We start from the raw sequence: 19,463 nt of genomic DNA, 5'->3' as shown, positions 1-19,463 counted from the left end.
GAACCCGATGCCCATGTCCGACACGCCGAAGATCCTCTACACCCTGACCGACGAAGCGCCGTTCCTGGCCACCGCCTCGCTGCTGCCGATCGTGCAGGCGTTCGCCGGCGCGGCCGGGATCGCGGTGGAGACGCGCGACATCTCGCTGGCGGGCCGGATCCTGGCGCAGTTCCCCGACCGGCTCGGCGACGGCCAGCGCGTGGCCGACGACCTGGCCGAACTCGGCGAGCTGGCGAAGACGCCGGAGGCGAACATCATCAAGCTGCCCAACATCAGCGCCTCGGTGCCGCAGCTGAAGGCCGCGATCCGCGAACTGCAGTCGCAGGGCTACCCGCTGCCCGACTATCCCGACGAGCCGAAGGACGATGCCGAGCGCGAGCTGCGCGCGCGCTACGGCAAGGCGATGGGCAGCGCGGTCAACCCGGTGCTGCGCGAGGGCAATTCCGACCGCCGCGCGCCGAAGTCGGTCAAGGCCTACGCGCGCAAGCACCCGCACCGCATGGGCACGTGGTCGCCGGACTCGAAGTCGCACGTGGCGCACATGGACGACGGCGATTTCTACGGCAGCGAGCAGTCGGCCACGATGGCGCAGGCCGGCAGCCTGAAGATCGCGTTCACCGGCAACGACGGCAGCACCCAGGTGCTGAAGGACGCGGTGAAGGTGCAGGCCGGCGAGATCGTCGACGCCGCGCGCATGTCGCGCAAGGCGCTGGCCGCGTTCGTCGCGCGCGAGATCGCCGACGCCAGGGCGCGAGGCGTGCTGTTCTCGCTGCACCTGAAGGCGACGATGATGAAGGTCTCCGACCCGATCATGTTCGGCGTGGTGGTGGGCGAGTTCTACAAGGCCGCGCTCGCGAAGCACGCCGACGCGCTGGCGCGGGCCGGCTTCGATCCGAACAACGGCATCGGCGACCTGTACGCGCGCCTGGACTCGCTGCCCGAAGACGCGCAGGCCGCGATCCGCGCCGACCTCGACGCGGTGTACGCCGATGCGCCGGGCCTGGCGATGGTGAATTCCGACAAGGGCATCACCAACCTGCACGTCCCCAGCGACGTGATCGTCGACGCCTCGATGCCGGCGATGATCCGCGACGGCGGCGGCATGTGGAACGCGGAAGGCAAGCTGCAGGACGCCAAGGCGGTGATTCCGGACCGCTGCTACGCCGGCATCTACCAGGCCGTGATCGACGACTGCAGGGCCAACGGCGCGTTCGACCCGGCGAGCATGGGCAGCGTGCCCAACGTCGGCCTGATGGCGCAGAAGGCCGAGGAGTACGGCAGCCACGACAAGACCTTCCAGGCGCCGGGCGACGGCACCATCCGCGTCACCGACGACGCCGGCACGGTCGTGTTCGAGCACGCGGTGGAGGCCGGCGACATCTGGCGCATGTGCCAGACCAAGGACGCGCCGATTCGCGACTGGGTGAAGCTGGCCGTCGACCGCGCGCACCTGAGCGCCACGCCGGCGGTGTTCTGGCTGGACAAGGCACGCGCGCACGACGCGCAGGTGATCGCCAAGGTCGAGGCGTACCTGAAGGACCACACCACCACGTCGCTGGACATCCGCATCCTGCCGCCGGTGGAGGCGATGACGTTCTCGCTCGCGCGCATCCGCCGCGGCGAGGACACCATCAGCGTCACCGGCAACGTGCTGCGCGACTACCTGACCGACCTGTTCCCGATCATGGAGCTGGGCACCAGCGCCAAGATGCTCTCGATCGTGCCGCTGATGGCCGGCGGCGGCCTGTTCGAGACCGGCGCCGGCGGCAGCGCGCCCAAGCACGTGCAGCAGTTCCTGGAGGAGAACTACCTGCGCTGGGACTCGCTGGGCGAGTTCCTGGCGCTGGCCGCGTCGCTGGAGCACATCAGCCAGCGCTGGCTCAATTCCCAGGCCCCGACGCTGGCGAAGGCGCTGGACGAGGCCAACGCCCGCTTCCTGGACAACGACAAGTCGCCGGGACGCAAGCTCGGCACCATCGACAACCGCGGCAGCCATTTCTACCTGGCCCTGTACTGGGCGCAGGCGCTGGCGGCGCAGGACCAGGACGCGGCGCTGAAGGCGCGCTTCGCGCCGCTGGCCGAGGCGCTGGCCGGGCACGAGGCGGCGATCGTGGCCGAGCTCAACGGCGTGCAGGGGCGCGCGGTCGACATCGGGGGCTACTACCGGCCGGACGTGGCACGGGTGTCGGCGGCGATGCGGCCGAGCGCGACGTTCAACGAAGCGCTGGCGTCCCTGGCCGCGGGCTGAGGCCGCTCACCGCGCGAGGGCCGGGATTCTCTGCCGCCCTGGCGCGTGCCACGCACGGCGCCGGGGCCGCGACTCCGCACCCGGTCGCCGCATCGTGCGGCGGTCGCTCAGCGCCCGCGCAGCGGCAGGATCAGCGCAAGGGTGGCGCGCAGCCCGCGCCGCGGGCGATCGGCCGGGACGCCCTGCGCGATGTCCCTGCCCTGGGGGGACGGACCGCGACCGTCCGTCTCGACGGGTGCCCCGGCGAGCGATCGCGCCAGTCCGGGATCGGTGACGTGTCCCTGGTTGAACAGCAGTCCGGCGTAGATGTTCTTCATCGGGCACCTCCGACATGTCTTGAGTGCCTTGAAACATAGGCGCATGATCCGGGCCGAAAAAGCGAATCTTCCGCAACACAGGCTTGAAGGGATCTCAAGGCATGTCCCGTCCCCCGCTGCATGCGCTGCAGGGCTTCGTGGCCGCGGTCCGGCACGGCAACCTGACCCGCGCCGCCGAGTCGATGCACCTGACCGTCAGCGCGCTGAGCCACCAGATGCGCGCGCTGGAGCAGCGCCTGGGCTATCCCCTGCTGGTGCGCGGCGCGCGCGGCGTCACCGCGACGCCCGACGGCGAGCGGCTGCTGGAGCGCATCGGCCCGCACCTGGACGCGATCGCCGAAGCCCTGCACCCGTTCGCGGCGCCGCGCGGCAACGTGCTGTCGGTCAGCGCGCTGCCGTCGATGGCCTCGGCCTGGCTGGTGCCGCGGCTGTCCGGATTCCTGGCCGCCCACCCGACGATCGAGATCAACCTGCAGTCGACCGAGGCCGTGGCCGATTTCGTGCGCGACCCGGAGATCGACGCCGCCCTGCGCGTGGGCCGCGGCGAATGGCCGGGCACGATCGCCGAGCACCTGTTCGACGAATGGCTGGTGCCGATGGCCAACCCGGCGCTGGTCGAACGCATGGGCGGGGTGGACGCGGCGCCGTTGTCGCAGTGGCCGCTGGTGGGCGATCCGGACGGGCAGTGGAAGCGCTGGTTCGAACTGGTCGGGCAGCCGCCGCCGGCCCGCTACGTGGCCATGCTCGACGACACCGAAGCGCACCACCGCGCCGCGCTCGGGGGCGTGGGCGTGGCGCTGGGCCGGCTCACGCGCGCGCGCCTGCTGCTCGAATCGGGGCAGCTGGTGGCGCTGTCGCGGCAGCGGCTGCGGACCGCGGCCGGCCACTGGCTGGTGTATCCGGAACGCTCGCGGTCGCACGGCAGCTTCCAGGTGTTCCGCGAGTGGCTGCACGCGCAGGCGCGCGAGCACGCCAGGCACGTGGCCGCCGACGAGGCGTGACGCCGCGTGCGGCGGCGATGTGGCAGGCTTGGCGTCCCGTTTCCGCCCGGAGTCCACCATGCGCCGCTTCCAGACCGCTCCCCGCCTGTTGACCGCCTCCCTGCTCGCCCTGGCGCTGTCCGCCACCGGGCTGGCGGCCGTCGCCGACGACCACACCCCGGCAGCCGGCGCCGAAGCGGCCCAGCCGGACGCGGCGCTGGCCGCGGCGATCGCCGGCAACTGGCGCAGCGCCGAGCACCGCGCCCGCGACGCCTACCGCCACCCGGCCGAAACGCTGACCTTCTTCGGCCTCAAGCCCGGCCAGACCGTGGTCGAGGTCACCCCCGGCGGCGGCTGGTACACCGAGATCCTGGCGCCCTACCTGCGCGGCAACGGCACCTATGTCGCCGCGATCGTCGACCCGGCCGCGCTGCCCGAAGGCCGCGGCCGCGACTACCAGCAGCGCGGCAAGGACGCGCTGGCGAAGAAGTTCGAAGCCGCCCCGGCGCAGTTCGATGCCGCCACCACGGTCGCCTACGATCCGAAGGCGCCGGTGTTCGGTGCGCCCGGTTCGGCCGACCTGGTGGTGACCTTCCGCAACGTCCACAACTGGCGCGGCAGCGGCCAGGCCGAAGGCATGTTCAAGGGCTTCTTCGACGTGCTCAAGCCGGGCGGCGTGCTGGGCGTGGTCGAACATCGCGCGGCCACCGACGTGCCCGCCGACGACAAGTCGGGTTACGTCGGCGAGGCGCAGGTGATCGCGATGGCCGAGGCCGCCGGTTTCAGGCTGGACGCCAAGAGCGAGGTCAACGCCAACCCGAAGGACACCAAGGACCACCCCAACGGCGTGTGGACGCTGCCGCCGGGCAACAACCACGATCCGGAGGACGCGGCGAAGTACGCCGCCATCGGCGAAAGCGACCGCATGACGCTGCGGTTCGTGAAGTCGGCCGGCGAATGACCCGCAGGGCGACGGTCTGCCACCGCGCCCGCGGGTGATACGCGCTCCGTCGCCCGCTTTCGCTTCCGCTGCACCACCACGGGCGATGTCCCGTCCATCGCCCGCGTCCGGCCGGTTGACCGCCCGCGCACACGCGGGCGACGCACGGGTCGCGTCCGGCGCTCTTCGTGACCGCGCAGTGTGCGCCTGTCCAGTGGCGGCGGCAGATCGCCGCCAGCAGTCGTACGCGCACGTCGTGCGGGCCGCGCGCAACGCGACCGCAGCGGCCCTCGCTGTCATCCTTCTTCCATTGAGCGTCGGCACCCGCGCCGCCAGCCTGTCGTGCGCACAGCCGCAATCGCTCGCCGTCCTGACACCATGCTGATCGCCTTCAACAAGCCCTACGGCGTGCTGTGCCAGTTCACCGACCGCAGCACGCCGCCGCGGCCGACGCTGGCGGCGTTCGGGCTGCCGCCGCAGGTCTATCCCGCCGGGCGACTCGACCACGACAGCGAAGGCCTGCTGCTGCTGACCGACGACGGCGCGCTGGCGCACCGCATCACCGACCCGCGTCACAAGCTGCCCAAGACCTACCTGGTGCAGGTGGAAGGCACGCCGGCGCCGGCGCAGCTGGCGGCGCTGCGGCAGGGCGTGGCGCTGCGCGACGGCCCCACCCGCCCGGCCGAGGCCGAGGCGATCGATCCGCCCGACCTGTGGCCGCGCGATCCCCCGGTACGCATGCGCAAGACCGTGCCCGACGCCTGGCTACGGCTGCGCATCCGCGAAGGCCGCAACCGGCAGGTGCGGCGCATGACGGCCGCGGTCGGCCTGCCCACCCTGCGCCTGGTGCGGATCGCGATCGGCGCGCACACGCTCGACGCGCTCGCGCCGGGCGACTGGCGGCGGCTCGACGACGCCCGCGGGGAACCAGAGTGAACGCGCCGCGCCCGCCGCGGATTCCCGGGGCCTGAGCGGTCTGGTAACGTTTCCTGCCCAGGTTGCCACCGCCGGCAACGGGGATCCACGCAGGAACCGCCGGGGCGCATGCCGAACTCGAAACCCAATGCCGGGCGCGTGCTGGTCGTCGACGACCAGCCGTCCAACCTGCGCATCATCAGCGCACTGCTGTCCAGGCGGGGCTACTCGGTCTACACCGCCGACAGCGGCGAGGACGCGCTGCAGCGCCTGGAGAGCCAGCCCGCCGACCTGATGCTGCTGGACATGATGATGCCCGGCATGGACGGCTTCGACCTGCTGCAGGAAGTGCGCGAGAACCCGGCCTGGCGCGGCCTGCCGGTGGTGTTCCTGACCGCCGCGCACGATCGCGACCTGTTGCTGCGTGCGTTCGATTCGGGCGCGGTGGACTACGTGACCAAGCCGTTCATGCCGGAGGAACTGCTGGCACGGGTGCAGGCGCACATCGGCCTCAAGCTCACCCGCGACCGCCTGGAACGCGTCGCCCGCGAGCGCCAGGAGCTGGTGAACCTGGTCGCGCACGATCTCAAGAACCCGCTCACGAGCATCTTCTTCGCCAGCGACCTGCTGATCACCGGCCAGACGCGGGAGGACCGCGTGCCGCGCTACCTGCAGATGGTGCGCGACAGCGCCGAGGACGCGCTGGGCTACATCCGCCGCTACCTCGAGACCCAGGCCTCCGCACGCTCGCAGGCGCAGGCCGGGCCGGCGCGCGCGAGCCTGGGCGAACTGGTGCGCTGGGTGGAGCAGCGCTATGCGCTGCAGCTCGAGGACCGCGGCGCCCGGCTGCAGATCCTGGCGGTGTCGGAGGCGGACGTCGCGATCGATCCGCTGGTCCTGCGCCAGGTGTGCGAGAACCTGATCAGCAACGCGATCAAGTACGCGCCCGGCAGCGACATCGACCTGTCGGTGCAGGCCGGTGCGCCCGGCTTCCGCCAGGTGCGGGTGGAAGACCGCGGCCCGGGCATCCCGGCCGACCAGCAGTCCTCGCTGTTCAAGCCGTTCTTCCGCGCCAGCCCTGGCGACAGCGCGACCGATGCGGTGTCCACCGGCCTTGGCCTGTCGCTGGCACGCCAGATCGTCGGCGCACTGGGCGGCGAACTGCGCTACGAGGACCGCGAAGGCGGCGGCGCGAGCTTCGTGCTGGAACTGCCCGAAGCCTCGGCACCCGAAGCCTCGGCCACGGAACCCGAGGACACCGCCGGAACGGTGGCCTAAAAGCGGCGCGTCAGGCATCGCCCGCCGCGCCGCAGATCCTCAGCGGATTCGGATCCCGGTCCGCGCCGCGCTTGGCGGCCGGTCGCCCGTCATTCGTTGCCGCTGGTGCCTGCCTTGCTGCGCGTGCTGCGACGGGTGCCGGTTCCCGAGGTCTTGCGCGGTGCGCGTCGCGCGTCGATCCGGCGCGACTGGCCCTCGATCACCGCATCCTGGGCTTCCTGCTTGCGGCGGTGGCGGTTGACCGCATACCACGCCACGCCGGCCGCCGCCGCCGCCGCGACCAGCACCGCCGGATTGCGCCGCACCAGGGTGCCGACCACGCGCGTGCCGGCCTTGGCCGCACCCAGCGCCGCCCCGGTCTGCAGCCACTTGCCGGCGCTGCCGGGCAGCGAGGTCCGGAGGTTGTCGCCGACCTGGCCGACCAGGTCCATCATCTTGTCGGTGTACGAATCGAGTCTGCTCATGGTGGATCCTTGATGACCCCTGGGGCCTTGAGTCGCGAAGCGCAGTCTCTCCGCCGGGACGTCGTTACGCCGTGAGGAGCGGTTGCCGCGTCTCGAACCTTGGCGGATCATAGATGTGCCTACGGAGTTGCCATGATCCACGTTCTGAACAATGTGCTCGGCGCGGAGGAACTTCGGGCCATCAACGGTCTCCTGCCCGGCATCGGGTTCGCCGACGGACGCGTCACCAATACCGGTTCTAGCGTCAAACGCAACCTGCAGGCGCCGCAGGAGGATCCCGTCAATGCCCGCGTCGCGCAGATTGCGCGCGATGCACTTTTCCGACACCCGGAATTGCGGGTACTCGCGCAACCGCGCAGTGCGGCGCGAGCGACCGTCGTCCGTTACGAGCCGGGCATGACTTACGGGTGGCACGTCGACGAAGCCCTGTTCACCTCGACGCCGCCCATGCGCAGCGACCTGTCGTGCACGATCTTCCTCAGCCCGCGCGATGGGTACGACGGTGGCGAACTGGTCATTCAGCTCGGCGCACAGGAGCTGTCGTACAAGCTCGACCCCGGGCAGGCCATCCTGTATCCCTCGACCACGATCCACCAGGTGGCTCCGGTGACTCGGGGCGTACGCGTGGCCGCGATTACCTGGCTGCAGAGCTGGGTGGCGGACGCGCAGAAGCGCGAGTTGCTCGTGCAGCTCGAGGAAGCGCGCGCCCGGGCAGGCACGGCGGATCCTCGCCTGACGGTCCTGCTCGCATCGCTGAGGACCAACCTGTTCAGGATGTGGGCCGATACCTGACCGCCAGCGCTTTCGAACCTTCAGGCGGCACGGGACGCCGACGCGGCCCGCACCCAGCCGATGCCGCGTTCGATCTCGCCGGTGAACCTCGACATCGACAGACGCTGGTCGTGGAGCCTGTCTTCTATGCCGTAGGCATGTTCCCCGGCCTTTGCATACCGATTCCACCAGGACGAGGACATCGCGGAGTCGGTGGTCTCGTGGGCGAGACGGAGGTGGACGACAATACGCTCCAGCGTGTCGCGCGGCTGCTCCAGCATTCGCTCGAAATCGACACGCAGGGCGCGGCCATCGTGCCGGGCGATGTCCTCGAAGCGGACCTGTTCCGCCAGCCAGCCCATCGCACATGCTTCACCGGCCGACTGCGGCGATCGCAGCTGGGCGTCCGGCCAAGCCCGTCGCAGCAGTTGCCAGCGCTCGTCCGCGGCAGCAAGCGCATCTTTTACCGAAGCGGGTGACTTGAGCAGGGTCGCCAGGTACGGTCGGAGCGGCATGTCGAGCAGAACGATCCGATCGTCCGATCGCGTCGCCAGCAGCGGTCCGACCAGCGCGTTGCAGCTGCTTGTCGCCTTGACGAGGGTGGATCCGTGCGCGGCGACCGGCCTCGCCCAGAGTCGGGACAGCGCCTGGAGATACGGGCCCAGTCGATCTTCCGGACACGCGCCCACCACTGCGGCGGAAGCGAGGTCCCGAAGCGCGAGTGGCTCACGCAACACGTGCTGGACAGGCGATTCCAGCAGGCGCGAGAGGAGCGTGGAGCCACAGTGGCCGATGTGGAAGATCCAGTTCACCGGCAGGTCTGCGCATCGCAGGGACGCTTCTTCCGCGGCCTGCCACGGCACCCAGGCGCCAGCGGGACGACCTGCGCAGACACGTTCGTCGAGGAACGCCGCATCGGTCCTCTGCTGCGTCGACAGCCTGAGCAGCAACAGACGCCCCTCCGCAACGTCGAGCCGGAACGGCAGGTAATCGGGCTGCAGGAGAAGCTGGAGGTCGTCCGGCACGGGCAAAGTCGAGTTGGCGGTCGTGGCTGACCGTCACGTTCCAGGCATCGTAACGTGTCGCGATGGAAGGTGGTCGCTCGCGCCGCCGGGTTGGCGCCGCTGGCATCGCACACGGCGCGCCGGGAGCTCAGGTGCCGCGCGGTTTCGCGCGATGGGTGGCGGGCGCGTTCCAGGGATCTTCGGGCCACGGGTGGCGCGGGTAGCGGCCCTTCATCTCGCGGCGCACGTCGGGGTAGGTCCGTTCCCAGAAACCGCGCAGGTCGCCGGTGACCTGCAGCGGGCGGCCGGCGGGCGAGAGCAGGTGCAGCACGAGCGCGATGCGGCCGTCGGCGATCCGCGGCGTCTCGGCCAGGCCGAACAGTTCCTGCAGCTTGACCGCGAGCACCGGCGCCTCCGGCGCGCCATCGTGCGCCAGCGCATAGTCGATGCGCCGCTCCATGCCCGAGGGCACGACGATGCGTGCCGGCGCCAGCTGGTCCACGCGCTGGCGCAGCGCCCAGTCCAGGCGTGCGCGCAGTCCCTCGGCGAACGCGTCGCCCGCCAGCGCGTCGAGCCGGGTCAGGCCCTGGAACAGCGGCTGCAGCCACTGCGCGCGCGTGGCCAGCAGGGCGTCGTCGGACAGGTCCGGCAGGCCGAGGTCCGGCAGCCAGGCGCGCAGCGACTGCACCCGCGCACGCCACTGGCGCAGGCCATCGCTCCAGGGCAGCGCGTCGAGGCCGAGGTCCGCCACCGCGTCGGACAGCGCGCGCGCCGCCAGGTCCGGGTCCACGCGGCCGGCGGGCCGCGTGTCGAGCACGATGCCGTCGAAGCGGCGCACGCGTTCGGCCACCAGCGCGCGGCGTTCGGCACCCCAGCGCACCTCATCGCGCTCGACGAAGTGCGCGGCGAACGCCTGCCGCAGGTGCGCCTCGTCGACCGGCGCGGCGCGCAGCACCAGCGAGTCGCGCGCCTCGAAGCGCAGTTCGCTGGCCACCAGCCAGGGTTCGCCGCGCAGCGTACTGTCGTCGGCCAGACGCGCCATGCGTCCGTTCGCCAGCTGGTAGCGCTGCGGGTCGCGCGGATGGACGCGGGCGATGCGATCGGGGAAGGCGTGCGCGAGCAGGTCGCCCAGCGCATGCGGCGGCACGTCGTGCGGCGGCTCCGCCCGGGTGCCGGTGCGCCGTCGCCACTGGCGCGCGGCGGCATCGACCGTCGCCAGCGTGCCGCGGTGCGCATCGCCGGCGCGACCGGCGCGCGACCCGGCCAGCGCCAGCCAGCGCGCGCGCCAGCCGTCGTCGCGCTGGCGCAGCGGATCGCGCGCTTCGACCAGGGCCGCCAGGTCGCAGGCCAGGGCGCGGTCGCGATCGTCGCGCGCCGCGAGCAGCATCGCCGCCAGCCGCGGGTGGGTGCCCAGCGCCAGCATCGAGCGGCCGGCCGGCGTGATGCGGTGGTCGTCGTCGAGCGCGCCCAGCCGCTGCAGCAGATCGCGCGCGGCCGCCAGCGCGCCGGCCGGCGGCGGATCGACGAAGCGCAGGCCGGCGTGGCCCCACGCCGCCAGTTCCAGCGCCAGCCCGGCCAGTTCCACCTGCGCGATCTCGGGCCGTCGCTGCGGCTCCAGCCGCTGCGACTGCGGCCACAGGCGCCAGGCCCAGCCCTCGGCGACGCGACCGGCGCGGCCGGCGCGCTGGTCGGCCGAGGCCTGGGTGATGGCGACCACGTCCAGGCGCGAGAAGCCGCTGTTCGGGTCGTAGCGCGGCTCGCGCGCCAGGCCGCTGTCGATCACCACGCGCACGCCGGGCAGGGTGACGCTGGATTCGGCGACGTTGGTCGCCAGCACCACGCGCCGGCGACCGTCGGGCGCGGGCTGCAGCACGCGCGCCTGCTGCTCGACCGCAAGCTCGCCGTGCAGTTCCAGCACCTCGGCGTCGGTGTCCAGCCGCGCCAGCGCGGCCGCGGCGCGCCCGATCTCGCGCCGGCCGGGCAGGAACACCAGCACGTCGCCGGGATGCTGCGCCAGCGCCTGGTCCACCGCGCGGCGGACCTGGGCCTCGAGCGCTTCGTCGCGTCGCGCGGGCAGGTGCGCGACCTGCACCGGGAACGCCCGGCCCGCGCTCGACAGCCGCGGCGCGTCGAGCAGCGTCGCCAGCCGCTCGCCGTCGAGCGTGGCCGACATCACCACGATGCGCAGGTCCTCGCGCAGGCCCGCCTGCACGTCCAGCGCCAGTGCCAGGCCGAGGTCGCCCGCCAGGTGGCGTTCGTGGAACTCGTCGAACAGCAGCGCGCCGACCCCGTCGAGTTCGGGATCGTCCTGCAGCATACGGGTGAGGATGCCTTCGGTGACCACTTCGATCCGGGTGCGCGCGGACACGCGCGACTCGAACCGGATGCGGTAGCCGACCAGGCCGCCGACTTCCCCGCCCAGCTGCCGGGCCATGAACATGGCCGCGCTGCGGGCGGCGACGCGACGCGGCTCGAGCATCACGATCCGGCGGCCCGCCAGCCACGGCGCGTCGAGCAGCGCCAGCGGCACCTGGGTGGTCTTGCCGGCGCCCGGCGGCGCCTCCAGCACCAGGCGCGGATGCGCGTCGAGGCTGCGCACGATCTCCGGCAGCAGCGGTGCGATGGGAAAGACGGGCGTGTCCACGCGCGCAAGTGTACGAGCCGGCAGGCGGTAGACTGCGCGGCTTGCCGCCCGCCGCGACCGTGATCGTGCGTGGACTGCCTGCCGCGCGTGCGCAGCTCCGGCATCGCGCGCTGCGCCAGTCCGTCGCGCGGCCGCGCGCCGCCAGCGCGTCAACCCCGCTTCGAACATCTCCGGATCGCAGTCCCGTGCAGCTCATCGACATCGGCGCCAACCTCACCCACGACAGCTTCGACCGCGACCGCGACGCGGTGCTCGACCGCGCGCGCGCCGCCGGCGTGTCCCGCCTGGTGGTCACCGGCGCAAGCCGCGAGCATTCGCCGCGGGCGCTGGCGCTCGCGCAGGCGTACCCGGGCCTGCTGTCCGCCACCGCAGGCGTGCATCCGCACCACGCCACCGAGTACACCGAGGAATGCGACGCCGAACTGCGCGCGCTGCATGCGCACGCCGAAGTCGTCGCCGTGGGCGAGACCGGGCTGGACTACTTCCGCGACTTCTCGCCGCGTCCCGCACAGCGCCGCGCGTTCGAGCGCCAGCTGCAGATCGGCGTCGACACCGGCAAGCCGCTGTTCCTGCACCAGCGCGACGCGCACGCCGACTTCCTCGCGATCATGAAGCAGTTCGACGGCCGGCTCGGCCCGGCGGTGGTGCACTGCTTCACCGGCACGCGCGAGGAGCTGTTCGACTACCTCGACCGCGACTGGCACATCGGCATCACCGGCTGGTTGTGCGACGAGCGCCGCGGCCGGCACCTGCGCGAGATCGTCGGCAACATCCCCGCCAACCGGCTGATGGTGGAGACCGACGCGCCCTACCTGCTGCCGCGCACGCTGGTGCCGATGCCGAAGGACCGCCGCAACGAGCCGTCGTTCCTGCCGCACATCGTCGAGGAACTGGCGCGCGACCGCGGCGAGGACGTGGCCGTCACCGCCGCCGCGACCACCGCCACGGCGACGGCGTTCTTCCGCCTGGAAGACTGATCCACCGCGAGGCACGGGGCCGGGTGCACCTGCCGCCGCACCCGTTGCAGCGACCGTAACGCGGATCAGGCCTGCTGCGGATCGCGCGATGCCGCGTAGCACTGCAGGTGCACCCACCCCGCCTGCAGCAGTGGCGCGGCGAGGCCGGCATCGCGCGCGCGATGCCAGAGGTCGCCGACGATGTGCGCGGCCTCGACCCGGTGGCCGGCTTCGAGGTCGCGCAGCATCGAGGCCTTCACGTCTGAGGCCGCGTCGAGCAGTCCCGCGCGCGCGGTGTCGCGCGCCTGCGCCGGCACCGGGTGGCCCGCGGCAGCGGCGACCGCGAGGCATTCGTCGTGCAGGGCCGCCATGCATGCCGCCCCGCCTTCGGTGCCGGCGATGTCGCCCACGCTGGCGCGCATCAGGCAGGTGCCGGCGGCGAGCGCGGCGAGGAAGCTGAACTTGATCCACTGCGCCTGGGCGATGTCGTCGCTGGCGCGATGGTCGATGCCGACGCGTGCGCACAGCGCGGCGAAATCGGCCACGCGCGCACCGGCGCCGCCGTCGCGTTCGCCGAAGGTGATCGACGCCGGGCGCCCGAGGTGCACGACCGTGCCGTCCGCCGCCAGCGTGGCGCTGATGAAGCACAGGCCGCCGAGCACGTTCGCACGGCCGAAGCGCGCGTCGAGCGCGTCGTAGTGCAGCAGGCCGTTGAGGATCGGCAGCAGGGTCGTGCCTTCGCCCATCGCCGGCGCGACCGCCGCGATCGCGGATGCCAGGTCGTAGGCCTTGCACGACAGCAGCACCAGGTCGAACGGCGTCTGCCCGACCATGGCCGCCAGCGCATCGGCGGTCACGGTGCGCACCGCCACGTCGGCATCGCCCAGCGGGCTGCGGATGCGCAGGCCATCGCGCGCCAGTGCCTGCGCACGCGCGGGGCGGACCAGAAACGTCACGTCCGCGCCGGACTGCGCCAGCCGCCCGCCGAAATAGCCGCCGGTGGCACCGGCGCCGAGCACCAGCACGCGCATCAGCTGCGCAGCCCGACGCCCTTGTGCAGCAGCCACAGCGCCAGGCTGCCGAGCCCGGCGACGAACGCGGCCATCAGCGCGAAGGCGATCCACACCGGCACGTCGCTCACCCCGAGCAGGCCGTAGCGGAACGCGTTGACCATGTAGAACACCGGGTTGAAGTGGGTCGCGGTCTCGGCCCACTGCGGCAGCAGGGTCACCGAATAGAACACGCCGCCCAGATACGTGAGCGGAGTCAGGATGAAGGTCGGCACGATCGCGACGTCGTCGAACTTCTTCGCGTACACCGCGTTGACGAAGCCCGCGAGCGAGAAGATCGTCGCGCCCAGCAGCACGGTGGCGAAGGTCACCAGCGGATGCGGGATCTGCACCCGGGTGAAGCACATCGCGATCAGCAGCACGATCACGCCGACCATCAGCCCGCGCAGCACCGCGCCGGCGACGTAGCCGCCGAGGATCACCCAGCCCGGCATCGGGCTGACCAGCAGTTCCTCGACGTGGCGCCCGAACTTGGCGCCGAAGAAGCTCGAGGAGATGTTGCCGTAGCTGTTCTGGATCACGCTCATCATCACCAGCCCGGGAACGATGAACTCCATGTAGCTGAAGCCGCCCATGTCGCCGATGCGGCTGCCGATCAGGCCGCCGAAGATCAGGAAGTACAGCGTCATCGTGATCGCCGGCGGCACCAGGGTCTGGCCCCAGATGCGCAGGATGCGCATCACCTCGCGCCGGGTGACGGTGAGCAGCGCGGTCCAGTTGCGGTGCGCGACGCTCCCCTCGGGCGGCATCGCCTCGCGTGCGTCGGCGCTCATGCGGCCTGCTCCCGGCGAGCCTCGGGCCCGGTCAGGCGCACGAACAGTTCCTCCAGCCGGTTCGAGCGCGTGCGCATCGAACGGACCCGGATGCCGGCGCCGTCGAGCGCGGCGAACACGCGGTTGAGGTCCATCGCGCGCGGCATGTCGATCTCCAGGGTGTGGTCGTCGCTCGCCGCCAGGGTGGCGCCCTCGATCGCGGGCAGCGCCGGCGGCAGCCGGCCATCGATGTCGAACACGAAGCCTTCCACGTCGAGCTTGGCCAGCAGCGCGCGCATCGGACCCTGCTCGACGATCACCCCGCGGTCGATGATCGCCAGGTGGCGGCACAGATGCTCGGCTTCCTCGAGGTAGTGGGTGGTGAGGATGATCGTCGTGCCGGCGGCGTTGATCTCGCGCAGCGTCTGCCACATGCCGCGGCGGATCTCGATGTCGACGCCGGCGGTGGGTTCGTCGAGGATCAGCAGGCGCGGGCGGGTCATCATGGCGCGGGCGATCATGAGCCGCCGCTTCATCCCGCCCGACAAGGTCCGGCTCATCACCCTGGCCTTGTCCCAGAGGAAGGCGCGCTTGAGTTCGGTCTCCGCGCGCGCCAGCGCCTCGGCGCGCGGCACGCCATAGAAGCCGGCGTAGTTGACCAGGATGTCGATCGGCTTCTCGAACAGGTTGAAGTTCAGTTCCTGCGGCACCAGGCCCATCAGCCGCATGGCCGCGTCGCGGTGCGCGTGCAGGTCGACGCCGAACAGCGACACCTCGCCCGCGGTCTTGTTCACCAGCGAGGAGACGATCCCGATCAGCGTGCTCTTGCCCGCGCCGTTGGGGCCGAGCAGGGCGTAAAAGTCGCCCGGCAGCACGTCCAGCGAGACGCCCTTGAGCGCCTCCACGCCGTTGGCGTAGGTCTTGCGGAGGTCGCGGATCCGCAGCGCGGGCGCGCCCGGAGCCGGGTCGGAAGCAGGAGTCATACCGTCGTGGGACCTTGGCCGCGTCTCGCGGCAAGGGGCTAGTATAGGCGCCCCATCGGCCCGCCTTCCGGGCCAGAGCGTCCCATTTTCCCTTGGCCATCGTCCAGTTTCCGCTCAAGCTCACCGGCCGGCGCATGCTTGCGCCATCGGTGGCGCACCTGACGTTCACCCGCGACGACGGCGAGCCGCTGGACTTCATCCCGGGGCAGTTCATCCAGGTGCATTTCCAGTACGCCGACGGCACCGCGACCAAGCGTTCCTATTCGCTGGCCACCATCCACGACCATGCGCTGGGACCGGGCGACGCGGTGGAGATCGCGGTGAGCTACGTGCCCGGCGGCGCCGCGACCGCGCTGTTCGAAGGCCTGGACGAAGGCGGCACGGTGCAGGCGAGCGGCCCGTTCGGACGCTTCTGCCTGATGCCGGCCGACGCCAACCGCCGGTACCTGCTGATCGGGACCGGCACCGGCGTGACGCCCTACCGCGCGATGCTGCCGCTGCTGGCGCAGGCGATGGCCACGCGCGGGGTGGACGTGGTGCTGCTGTTCGGCGCGCGCACGCCCGACGAGCTGCTGTACGGCGACGAGTTCCGCGCCTTCGCCGACGCCCATCCGCGCTTCCGCTTCGTGCCGTGCTTCTCGCGCGAACTGCCCGCGGCCGGGTCGGCGCAGGCGCACGCAGACGTGCGCCACGGCTACGTGCAGCAGTTCCTGGCCGAGTTCGCGCCCGACGCCGAGGGCGACATCGCCTACCTGTGCGGCAACCCGAACATGGTCGACGCCTGCTTCGAAGCGCTCAAGGAGGCGGGGTTGCCGGTGCCGCGGATCCGGCGCGAGAAGTACGTCAGCAGCAAGTAGGCGCGGGCGCCGGATCTCCTGCCGCACGCAGCGCGTGCGGCGCGCCCACGCCATGCGAGGCATGCCTCGCCACCATGGCGTGACCGCCCAGCGCGAGAAGTACGTCAGCAGCAAGTAGGCGCGGGCGCCGGATCTCCTGCCGCACGCAGCGCGTGCGCGAGACGTACGCCAGCTACCCATAGTCCCGGCTCAGGGCGCCTGCGGCAGCGCCTGCAGCGTCGCCACCGGCGGCGGCTCCCATTGCATGAGCGACTGTTCGAGCGCGGCGCCGTTCGCCTGCAGCCATGCACCGATGTCCCGCGCCGCCGATTCGCCGTAGGCGCGGCGCGAGCGGACGACGATCAGTCCGGCGCCATCGTGCAGCAGCAGGCGAGCGAACGCGGCCTCCGCCATCGGCCCGCCGCCGAGGATGGCCACCGACAGGTGCTCGGCCGGCTGGTCCGGCGTTGCCGGCCGCGAATCGGTGCGCAGGATGACCCCGGCGCCTTCGTAGTTGGCGAGCACCCCGTTCGCCAGCGCCGCCAACGCCTCGCCGTCGGCGACCTCGGGCCGCGTGATGAGGGTCAGCATGTCGTCCCAGCGCGCCAGATCCTCCTGGCCGGGCGGCGTGTACTCGTGCTGGCCGCTCTTCGACCAGCGATGCTCGTACGCGACCCCGTCCAGCACCAGCGGCTCGGGCGGGACCGCCGACGCGCCGCCTGCCGTTGCCAGCAGCACGCCCAGCCACACGCCGCGCCACGCGCGGCTCCACCTGTCGATCGACATCGTTCCACTCCCTGGATGATCGAGCTGCGACTGTAACGCAGTTCCCTGCCGGCACCCGGGCGCGCGTGGCTGGACTGGGTGTCAAGGGTGCTTGACATGCGCCGCGGCCCGGAGCATGCTCTGTCAAGCATCCTTGACACGCTCCGTCATGCCTGTTCCCGCCGGTCAGCCCAACCAGCCCAACCAGTCCGACCATGCCCGCCACGCGCGTGTGAGCGCCGCGCGGATCATGGCGGTGGCCGGGGTCCTGGTCGCCGCGCTCGGCGTCGCGCTGCCGATCCTGGCTCCGGGCACGCCGGATGGCGTCACGGCCATCCTGGTCTGCACCGGGCTGATACTGCTGGCGCTCGCGTTCGCCTGGCGGCGCGACGCGTTCGACGGCTGCGACACCGCCAGCCCCTCCCTGCAACGCCGCTACACGCGGTCGCTCATGGCATCGATGGGCGTGTATGCCCTGGTGCTGTTCGCGTCCATGTGGCTGCTCCAGCGGGTGGACGCCTTGCCGCTGCGGTTCGCGATCGCGCTGGCGCCGGTAGTGCCGATCGGATTCGCGGTGCGCGCGATGATCCGCTTCGTCCGCGACCTGGACGAGATGCAGCAGCGGATCGAACTCGAGTCGGTCGGCATCGCCACGCTCAGCGTGTCGATGCTGTACATGACCGGCGGCCTGCTGCAGCAGGCGCAGCTGCTGCAGGTGCCTGGCGGGGTGGCGATGATCTGGGTGTTCCCGCTGGTCTGTTTCACGTACGGTCTCGCCAAGGCCTTCGTGATGCGGCGCTACCGTTGAGGGCCGCGGCATGAGAAGCCGCGTGCGCGAGCTGCGCGAAGCGCGCGGCTGGTCACAAGCGCAGCTGGCCGAGCGTCTGGAGGTGTCCAGGCAGACGGTCAACGCGATCGAGACCGGCAAGTACGATCCGAGCCTGCCGCTGGCATTCCGGATCGCGGCCGAGTTCGACGCGACCATCGAATCGATTTTCTTCCCGGAGGCATCCGCATGAAGTCCGCGCTGTTCCCCCTCTCCCTGCTCGCCGGCGCGCTGCTGCTCGCCGCCTGCGACGGCGGCACCCGCCCGCAGGCCGGCCCGCGCGCCGACGCCCAGGGCAAGCTGCGCTACGGCGAGCTGACGTTCGAACCCTGCGCGCTGAGCGCGCCCGGCGGCGACGCGGTCGAGGCCCAGTGCACCACGCTCGAGGTGCCCGAGAACCACGACGCGCCCGACGGCCGCCGGATCGGACTGGCGATTGCGCTGGTGCCCGCGCGCGGCATGGCCGAGGCCGACCCGATCTACATGATCGCCGGCGGTCCGGGCCAGTCCGCGCTGGAGAGTTTCCCGATGGTGCGCGACGCGTTCTCCGACGTGCGTCGCAACCGCCACATCGTGCTGGTGGACGCACGCGGCACCGGCGGCTCGCATCCGCTGCACTGCCCCGACTTCAGCGACGAGGACATCATCGCCGACCCCGCCAACGACAGCCCCGAAGCGCTGGTGCGCCTGACCGAAGCCTGCCGCGACCGCCTGCAGCAGGACGCGGACCTGCGCTACTACACCACCGGCGAACACGTGCGCGACCTGGACCTGGTGCGGCGCGCGATCGGGGTGGAGCGGATCAACCTGGTCGGCGTGTCCTACGGCACCCGCGTGGCGCAGCAGTACGCCGCGGCCTACCCGCAGCACACCCGCAGCCTGGTGCTCGATTCGGTGGTGCCCAACTCGCTGGTGCTGGGACAGGACCACGCCCGCAATCTCGAAGACGCGCTCGACGCGCAGTTCCAGCGCTGCCGCGCGAACGAGGCCTGCCTGACCAACCTCGGCGATCCGCGCCAGCAGCTCACCCTGGTGCGCGAGCGCCTGCAGGCCGGCGGCATCGCGCCCGTGCGCTACCGCGACCCGGTCACCGGCGAATGGCGCGAGGAAGTGCCGCGCTACGCGCACCTGGCCAGCCTGCTGCGCCTGTACGCCTACCAGCCCTCGATGGCCGCCACGCTGCCGCTGGTGCTGCACGAGGCCTCGCAGCAGCGCTACGAAAGCCTGCTCGCGCAGTCGCGCATGCTCAGCACCCAGATGGGCGAGGCGATGGCGATGGGCATGGGGCTGTCGGTGAGCTGCAGCGAGGATGCCCTGGAGTTCGGGCCGGAAACCGCAGACGACGGCACCGTGCTGGGCTCGCTGCTGGTGGACACGCTGCGCGAGCAGTGCGCGATCTGGCCCAGGGGCGGCCGCGCCGACACCTTCCGCCAGCCACTGGGCGGCGACGTGCCGGTGCTGGCGATCAGCGGCGAACTCGATCCGGTGACTCCGCCGCGCTATGGCGACGAGGTGGTCCAGACCCTGCCCAACGGCCGTCACCTGGTGCTGCCCGGCCAGGGCCACAGCGTGCTCGGCACCGGCTGCATGCCCAAGCTGTTCGCCCAGTTCATCGAGACCACCGACGCGAGCGCCCTCGACGCCGGCTGCCTGGAACGCCTGAGCGCGCAGCCGCCGTTCGCGGGCAACTACGGCTGGGAGCCGTGAACGCGGA

At 71.8% G+C, this 19,463-nt stretch carries 19 protein-coding genes; 11 read left to right on the top strand and 8 right to left on the bottom strand.

Annotated elements, in window-relative coordinates; all coding sequences use genetic code 11:
• Window positions 1-13 precede the first annotated feature (13 nt).
• On the top strand, window positions 14-2,248 hold the full coding sequence (locus QFW80_RS09610; protein ID WP_280601604.1) for an NADP-dependent isocitrate dehydrogenase: 2,235 nt from the start codon (window positions 14-16) through the stop codon (window positions 2,246-2,248).
• A 107-nt stretch (window positions 2,249-2,355) separates the two neighbouring features.
• Here the strand turns inward: QFW80_RS09610 and QFW80_RS09605 are convergent, their stop codons facing one another.
• The gene (locus tag QFW80_RS09605) at window positions 2,356-2,565 is read right to left on the bottom strand and encodes a hypothetical protein (RefSeq protein WP_280601602.1); all 210 of its coding nucleotides are present in this window, start codon (window positions 2,563-2,565) and stop codon (window positions 2,356-2,358) included.
• A gap of 101 nt (window positions 2,566-2,666) precedes the next feature.
• Here QFW80_RS09605 and QFW80_RS09600 point away from each other — a divergent pair, with 101 nt between their 5' ends.
• From QFW80_RS09600 to QFW80_RS09585, 4 genes are all read left to right on the top strand, one after another.
• Window positions 2,667-3,566, top strand: coding sequence for a LysR substrate-binding domain-containing protein (locus QFW80_RS09600; protein ID WP_280601601.1), 900 nt, complete (start codon window positions 2,667-2,669; stop codon window positions 3,564-3,566).
• A 58-nt stretch (window positions 3,567-3,624) separates the two neighbouring features.
• Window positions 3,625-4,506, top strand: coding sequence for a class I SAM-dependent methyltransferase (locus QFW80_RS09595; RefSeq protein WP_280601599.1), 882 nt, complete (start codon window positions 3,625-3,627; stop codon window positions 4,504-4,506).
• A 357-nt stretch (window positions 4,507-4,863) separates the two neighbouring features.
• Window positions 4,864-5,421 (top strand): pseudouridine synthase, encoded by a 558-nt coding sequence (locus tag QFW80_RS09590; protein WP_280601598.1) that lies wholly within the window; start codon window positions 4,864-4,866, stop codon window positions 5,419-5,421.
• Between the two features lie 108 nt (window positions 5,422-5,529).
• Complete coding sequence (locus QFW80_RS09585) at window positions 5,530-6,678, top strand: hybrid sensor histidine kinase/response regulator (RefSeq protein ID WP_280601597.1); 1,149 nt, start codon at window positions 5,530-5,532, stop codon at window positions 6,676-6,678.
• Between the two features lie 89 nt (window positions 6,679-6,767).
• On the opposite strand, the gene QFW80_RS09580 is transcribed toward QFW80_RS09585, so the two are convergent.
• Window positions 6,768-7,142: a hypothetical protein gene (locus tag QFW80_RS09580; RefSeq protein ID WP_280601596.1), complete on the bottom strand. Its 375-nt coding sequence runs from the start codon at window positions 7,140-7,142 to the stop codon at window positions 6,768-6,770.
• Window positions 7,143-7,274: 132 nt separating this feature from the next.
• Here QFW80_RS09580 and QFW80_RS09575 point away from each other — a divergent pair, with 132 nt between their 5' ends.
• Window positions 7,275-7,934 (top strand): Fe2+-dependent dioxygenase, encoded by a 660-nt coding sequence (locus tag QFW80_RS09575; RefSeq protein WP_280601595.1) that lies wholly within the window; start codon window positions 7,275-7,277, stop codon window positions 7,932-7,934.
• A 20-nt stretch (window positions 7,935-7,954) separates the two neighbouring features.
• Here the strand turns inward: QFW80_RS09575 and QFW80_RS09570 are convergent, their stop codons facing one another.
• Both QFW80_RS09570 and hrpB read right to left on the bottom strand, forming a co-directional pair.
• Window positions 7,955-8,938, bottom strand: coding sequence for a hypothetical protein (locus QFW80_RS09570; RefSeq protein ID WP_280601593.1), 984 nt, complete (start codon window positions 8,936-8,938; stop codon window positions 7,955-7,957).
• 127 nt (window positions 8,939-9,065) lie between these two features.
• Complete coding sequence (gene hrpB / locus QFW80_RS09565; protein ID WP_280601591.1) at window positions 9,066-11,561, bottom strand: ATP-dependent helicase HrpB; 2,496 nt, start codon at window positions 11,559-11,561, stop codon at window positions 9,066-9,068.
• A gap of 185 nt (window positions 11,562-11,746) precedes the next feature.
• On the opposite strand from hrpB, the gene QFW80_RS09560 reads away from it, so the two are divergent.
• The gene (locus QFW80_RS09560; protein WP_280601590.1) at window positions 11,747-12,538 is read left to right on the top strand and encodes a TatD family hydrolase; all 792 of its coding nucleotides are present in this window, start codon (window positions 11,747-11,749) and stop codon (window positions 12,536-12,538) included.
• 65 nt (window positions 12,539-12,603) lie between these two features.
• Here QFW80_RS09560 and panE read toward each other — a convergent pair whose 3' ends face one another.
• Genes panE through QFW80_RS09545 form a run of 3 tightly spaced genes read right to left on the bottom strand, consistent with a single transcriptional unit; the run spans window position 12,604 to window position 15,322 of the window.
• Window positions 12,604-13,548, bottom strand: a complete 945-nt coding sequence (panE, locus tag QFW80_RS09555; RefSeq protein WP_280602206.1) for a 2-dehydropantoate 2-reductase — start codon at window positions 13,546-13,548, stop codon at window positions 12,604-12,606.
• Entirely contained in the window at window positions 13,548-14,360 is an 813-nt protein-coding gene (locus tag QFW80_RS09550; protein ID WP_280601588.1) for an ABC transporter permease, read from the bottom strand. Before QFW80_RS09550 ends, panE begins: the two co-directional genes overlap by 1 nt.
• Entirely contained in the window at window positions 14,357-15,322 is a 966-nt protein-coding gene (locus QFW80_RS09545) for an ABC transporter ATP-binding protein (protein ID WP_280601585.1), read from the bottom strand. Before QFW80_RS09545 ends, QFW80_RS09550 begins: the two co-directional genes overlap by 4 nt.
• 92 nt (window positions 15,323-15,414) lie before the next feature.
• Here QFW80_RS09545 and QFW80_RS09540 point away from each other — a divergent pair, with 92 nt between their 5' ends.
• Window positions 15,415-16,179 carry a ferredoxin--NADP reductase gene (locus QFW80_RS09540; protein ID WP_280601583.1) on the top strand — a complete coding sequence of 255 codons (765 nt, stop codon included), beginning with the start codon at window positions 15,415-15,417 and terminating at the stop codon, window positions 16,177-16,179.
• A gap of 189 nt (window positions 16,180-16,368) precedes the next feature.
• Here QFW80_RS09540 and QFW80_RS09535 read toward each other — a convergent pair whose 3' ends face one another.
• Window positions 16,369-16,944 (bottom strand): hypothetical protein, encoded by a 576-nt coding sequence (locus tag QFW80_RS09535; protein WP_280601582.1) that lies wholly within the window; start codon window positions 16,942-16,944, stop codon window positions 16,369-16,371.
• Between the two features lie 148 nt (window positions 16,945-17,092).
• Here QFW80_RS09535 and QFW80_RS09530 point away from each other — a divergent pair, with 148 nt between their 5' ends.
• From QFW80_RS09530 to QFW80_RS09520, 3 genes are read left to right on the top strand one after another with little or no spacing between them, the layout of a single operon-like run.
• On the top strand, window positions 17,093-17,731 hold the full coding sequence (locus tag QFW80_RS09530; RefSeq protein ID WP_280601581.1) for a hypothetical protein: 639 nt from the start codon (window positions 17,093-17,095) through the stop codon (window positions 17,729-17,731).
• A gap of 10 nt (window positions 17,732-17,741) precedes the next feature.
• Window positions 17,742-17,942: a helix-turn-helix transcriptional regulator gene (locus tag QFW80_RS09525; protein WP_280601580.1), complete on the top strand. Its 201-nt coding sequence runs from the start codon at window positions 17,742-17,744 to the stop codon at window positions 17,940-17,942.
• The gene (locus QFW80_RS09520) at window positions 17,939-19,456 is read left to right on the top strand and encodes an alpha/beta hydrolase (RefSeq protein WP_280601579.1); all 1,518 of its coding nucleotides are present in this window, start codon (window positions 17,939-17,941) and stop codon (window positions 19,454-19,456) included. Before QFW80_RS09525 ends, QFW80_RS09520 begins: the two co-directional genes overlap by 4 nt.
• The last annotated feature ends 7 nt before the right edge of the window (window positions 19,457-19,463 follow it).

This window comes from Luteimonas rhizosphaericola, assembly GCF_029888045.1.
In the GTDB taxonomy this organism is placed as follows: Bacteria; Pseudomonadota; Gammaproteobacteria; order Xanthomonadales; family Xanthomonadaceae; genus Luteimonas; species Luteimonas rhizosphaericola.
This window is presented reverse-complemented; position numbering and strand designations above follow the sequence as displayed.

Coding starts and splice junctions, on each gene's coding strand:
- QFW80_RS09610 (WP_280601604.1), top strand. CDS start 14: ATGTCCGACACGCCGAAGATCCTCTACACCCTGACCGACGAAGCGCCG.
- QFW80_RS09605 (WP_280601602.1), bottom strand. CDS start 2,565: ATGAAGAACATCTACGCCGGACTGCTGTTCAACCAGGGACACGTCACC.
- QFW80_RS09600 (WP_280601601.1), top strand. CDS start 2,667: ATGTCCCGTCCCCCGCTGCATGCGCTGCAGGGCTTCGTGGCCGCGGTC.
- QFW80_RS09595 (WP_280601599.1), top strand. CDS start 3,625: ATGCGCCGCTTCCAGACCGCTCCCCGCCTGTTGACCGCCTCCCTGCTC.
- QFW80_RS09590 (WP_280601598.1), top strand. CDS start 4,864: ATGCTGATCGCCTTCAACAAGCCCTACGGCGTGCTGTGCCAGTTCACC.
- QFW80_RS09585 (WP_280601597.1), top strand. CDS start 5,530: ATGCCGAACTCGAAACCCAATGCCGGGCGCGTGCTGGTCGTCGACGAC.
- QFW80_RS09580 (WP_280601596.1), bottom strand. CDS start 7,142: ATGAGCAGACTCGATTCGTACACCGACAAGATGATGGACCTGGTCGGC.
- QFW80_RS09575 (WP_280601595.1), top strand. CDS start 7,275: ATGATCCACGTTCTGAACAATGTGCTCGGCGCGGAGGAACTTCGGGCC.
- panE (WP_280602206.1), bottom strand. CDS start 13,548: ATGCGCGTGCTGGTGCTCGGCGCCGGTGCCACCGGCGGCTATTTCGGC.
- QFW80_RS09550 (WP_280601588.1), bottom strand. CDS start 14,360: ATGAGCGCCGACGCACGCGAGGCGATGCCGCCCGAGGGGAGCGTCGCG.
- QFW80_RS09545 (WP_280601585.1), bottom strand. CDS start 15,322: ATGACTCCTGCTTCCGACCCGGCTCCGGGCGCGCCCGCGCTGCGGATC.
- QFW80_RS09535 (WP_280601582.1), bottom strand. CDS start 16,944: ATGTCGATCGACAGGTGGAGCCGCGCGTGGCGCGGCGTGTGGCTGGGC.
- QFW80_RS09530 (WP_280601581.1), top strand. CDS start 17,093: ATGCCTGTTCCCGCCGGTCAGCCCAACCAGCCCAACCAGTCCGACCAT.
- QFW80_RS09525 (WP_280601580.1), top strand. CDS start 17,742: ATGAGAAGCCGCGTGCGCGAGCTGCGCGAAGCGCGCGGCTGGTCACAA.
- QFW80_RS09520 (WP_280601579.1), top strand. CDS start 17,939: ATGAAGTCCGCGCTGTTCCCCCTCTCCCTGCTCGCCGGCGCGCTGCTG.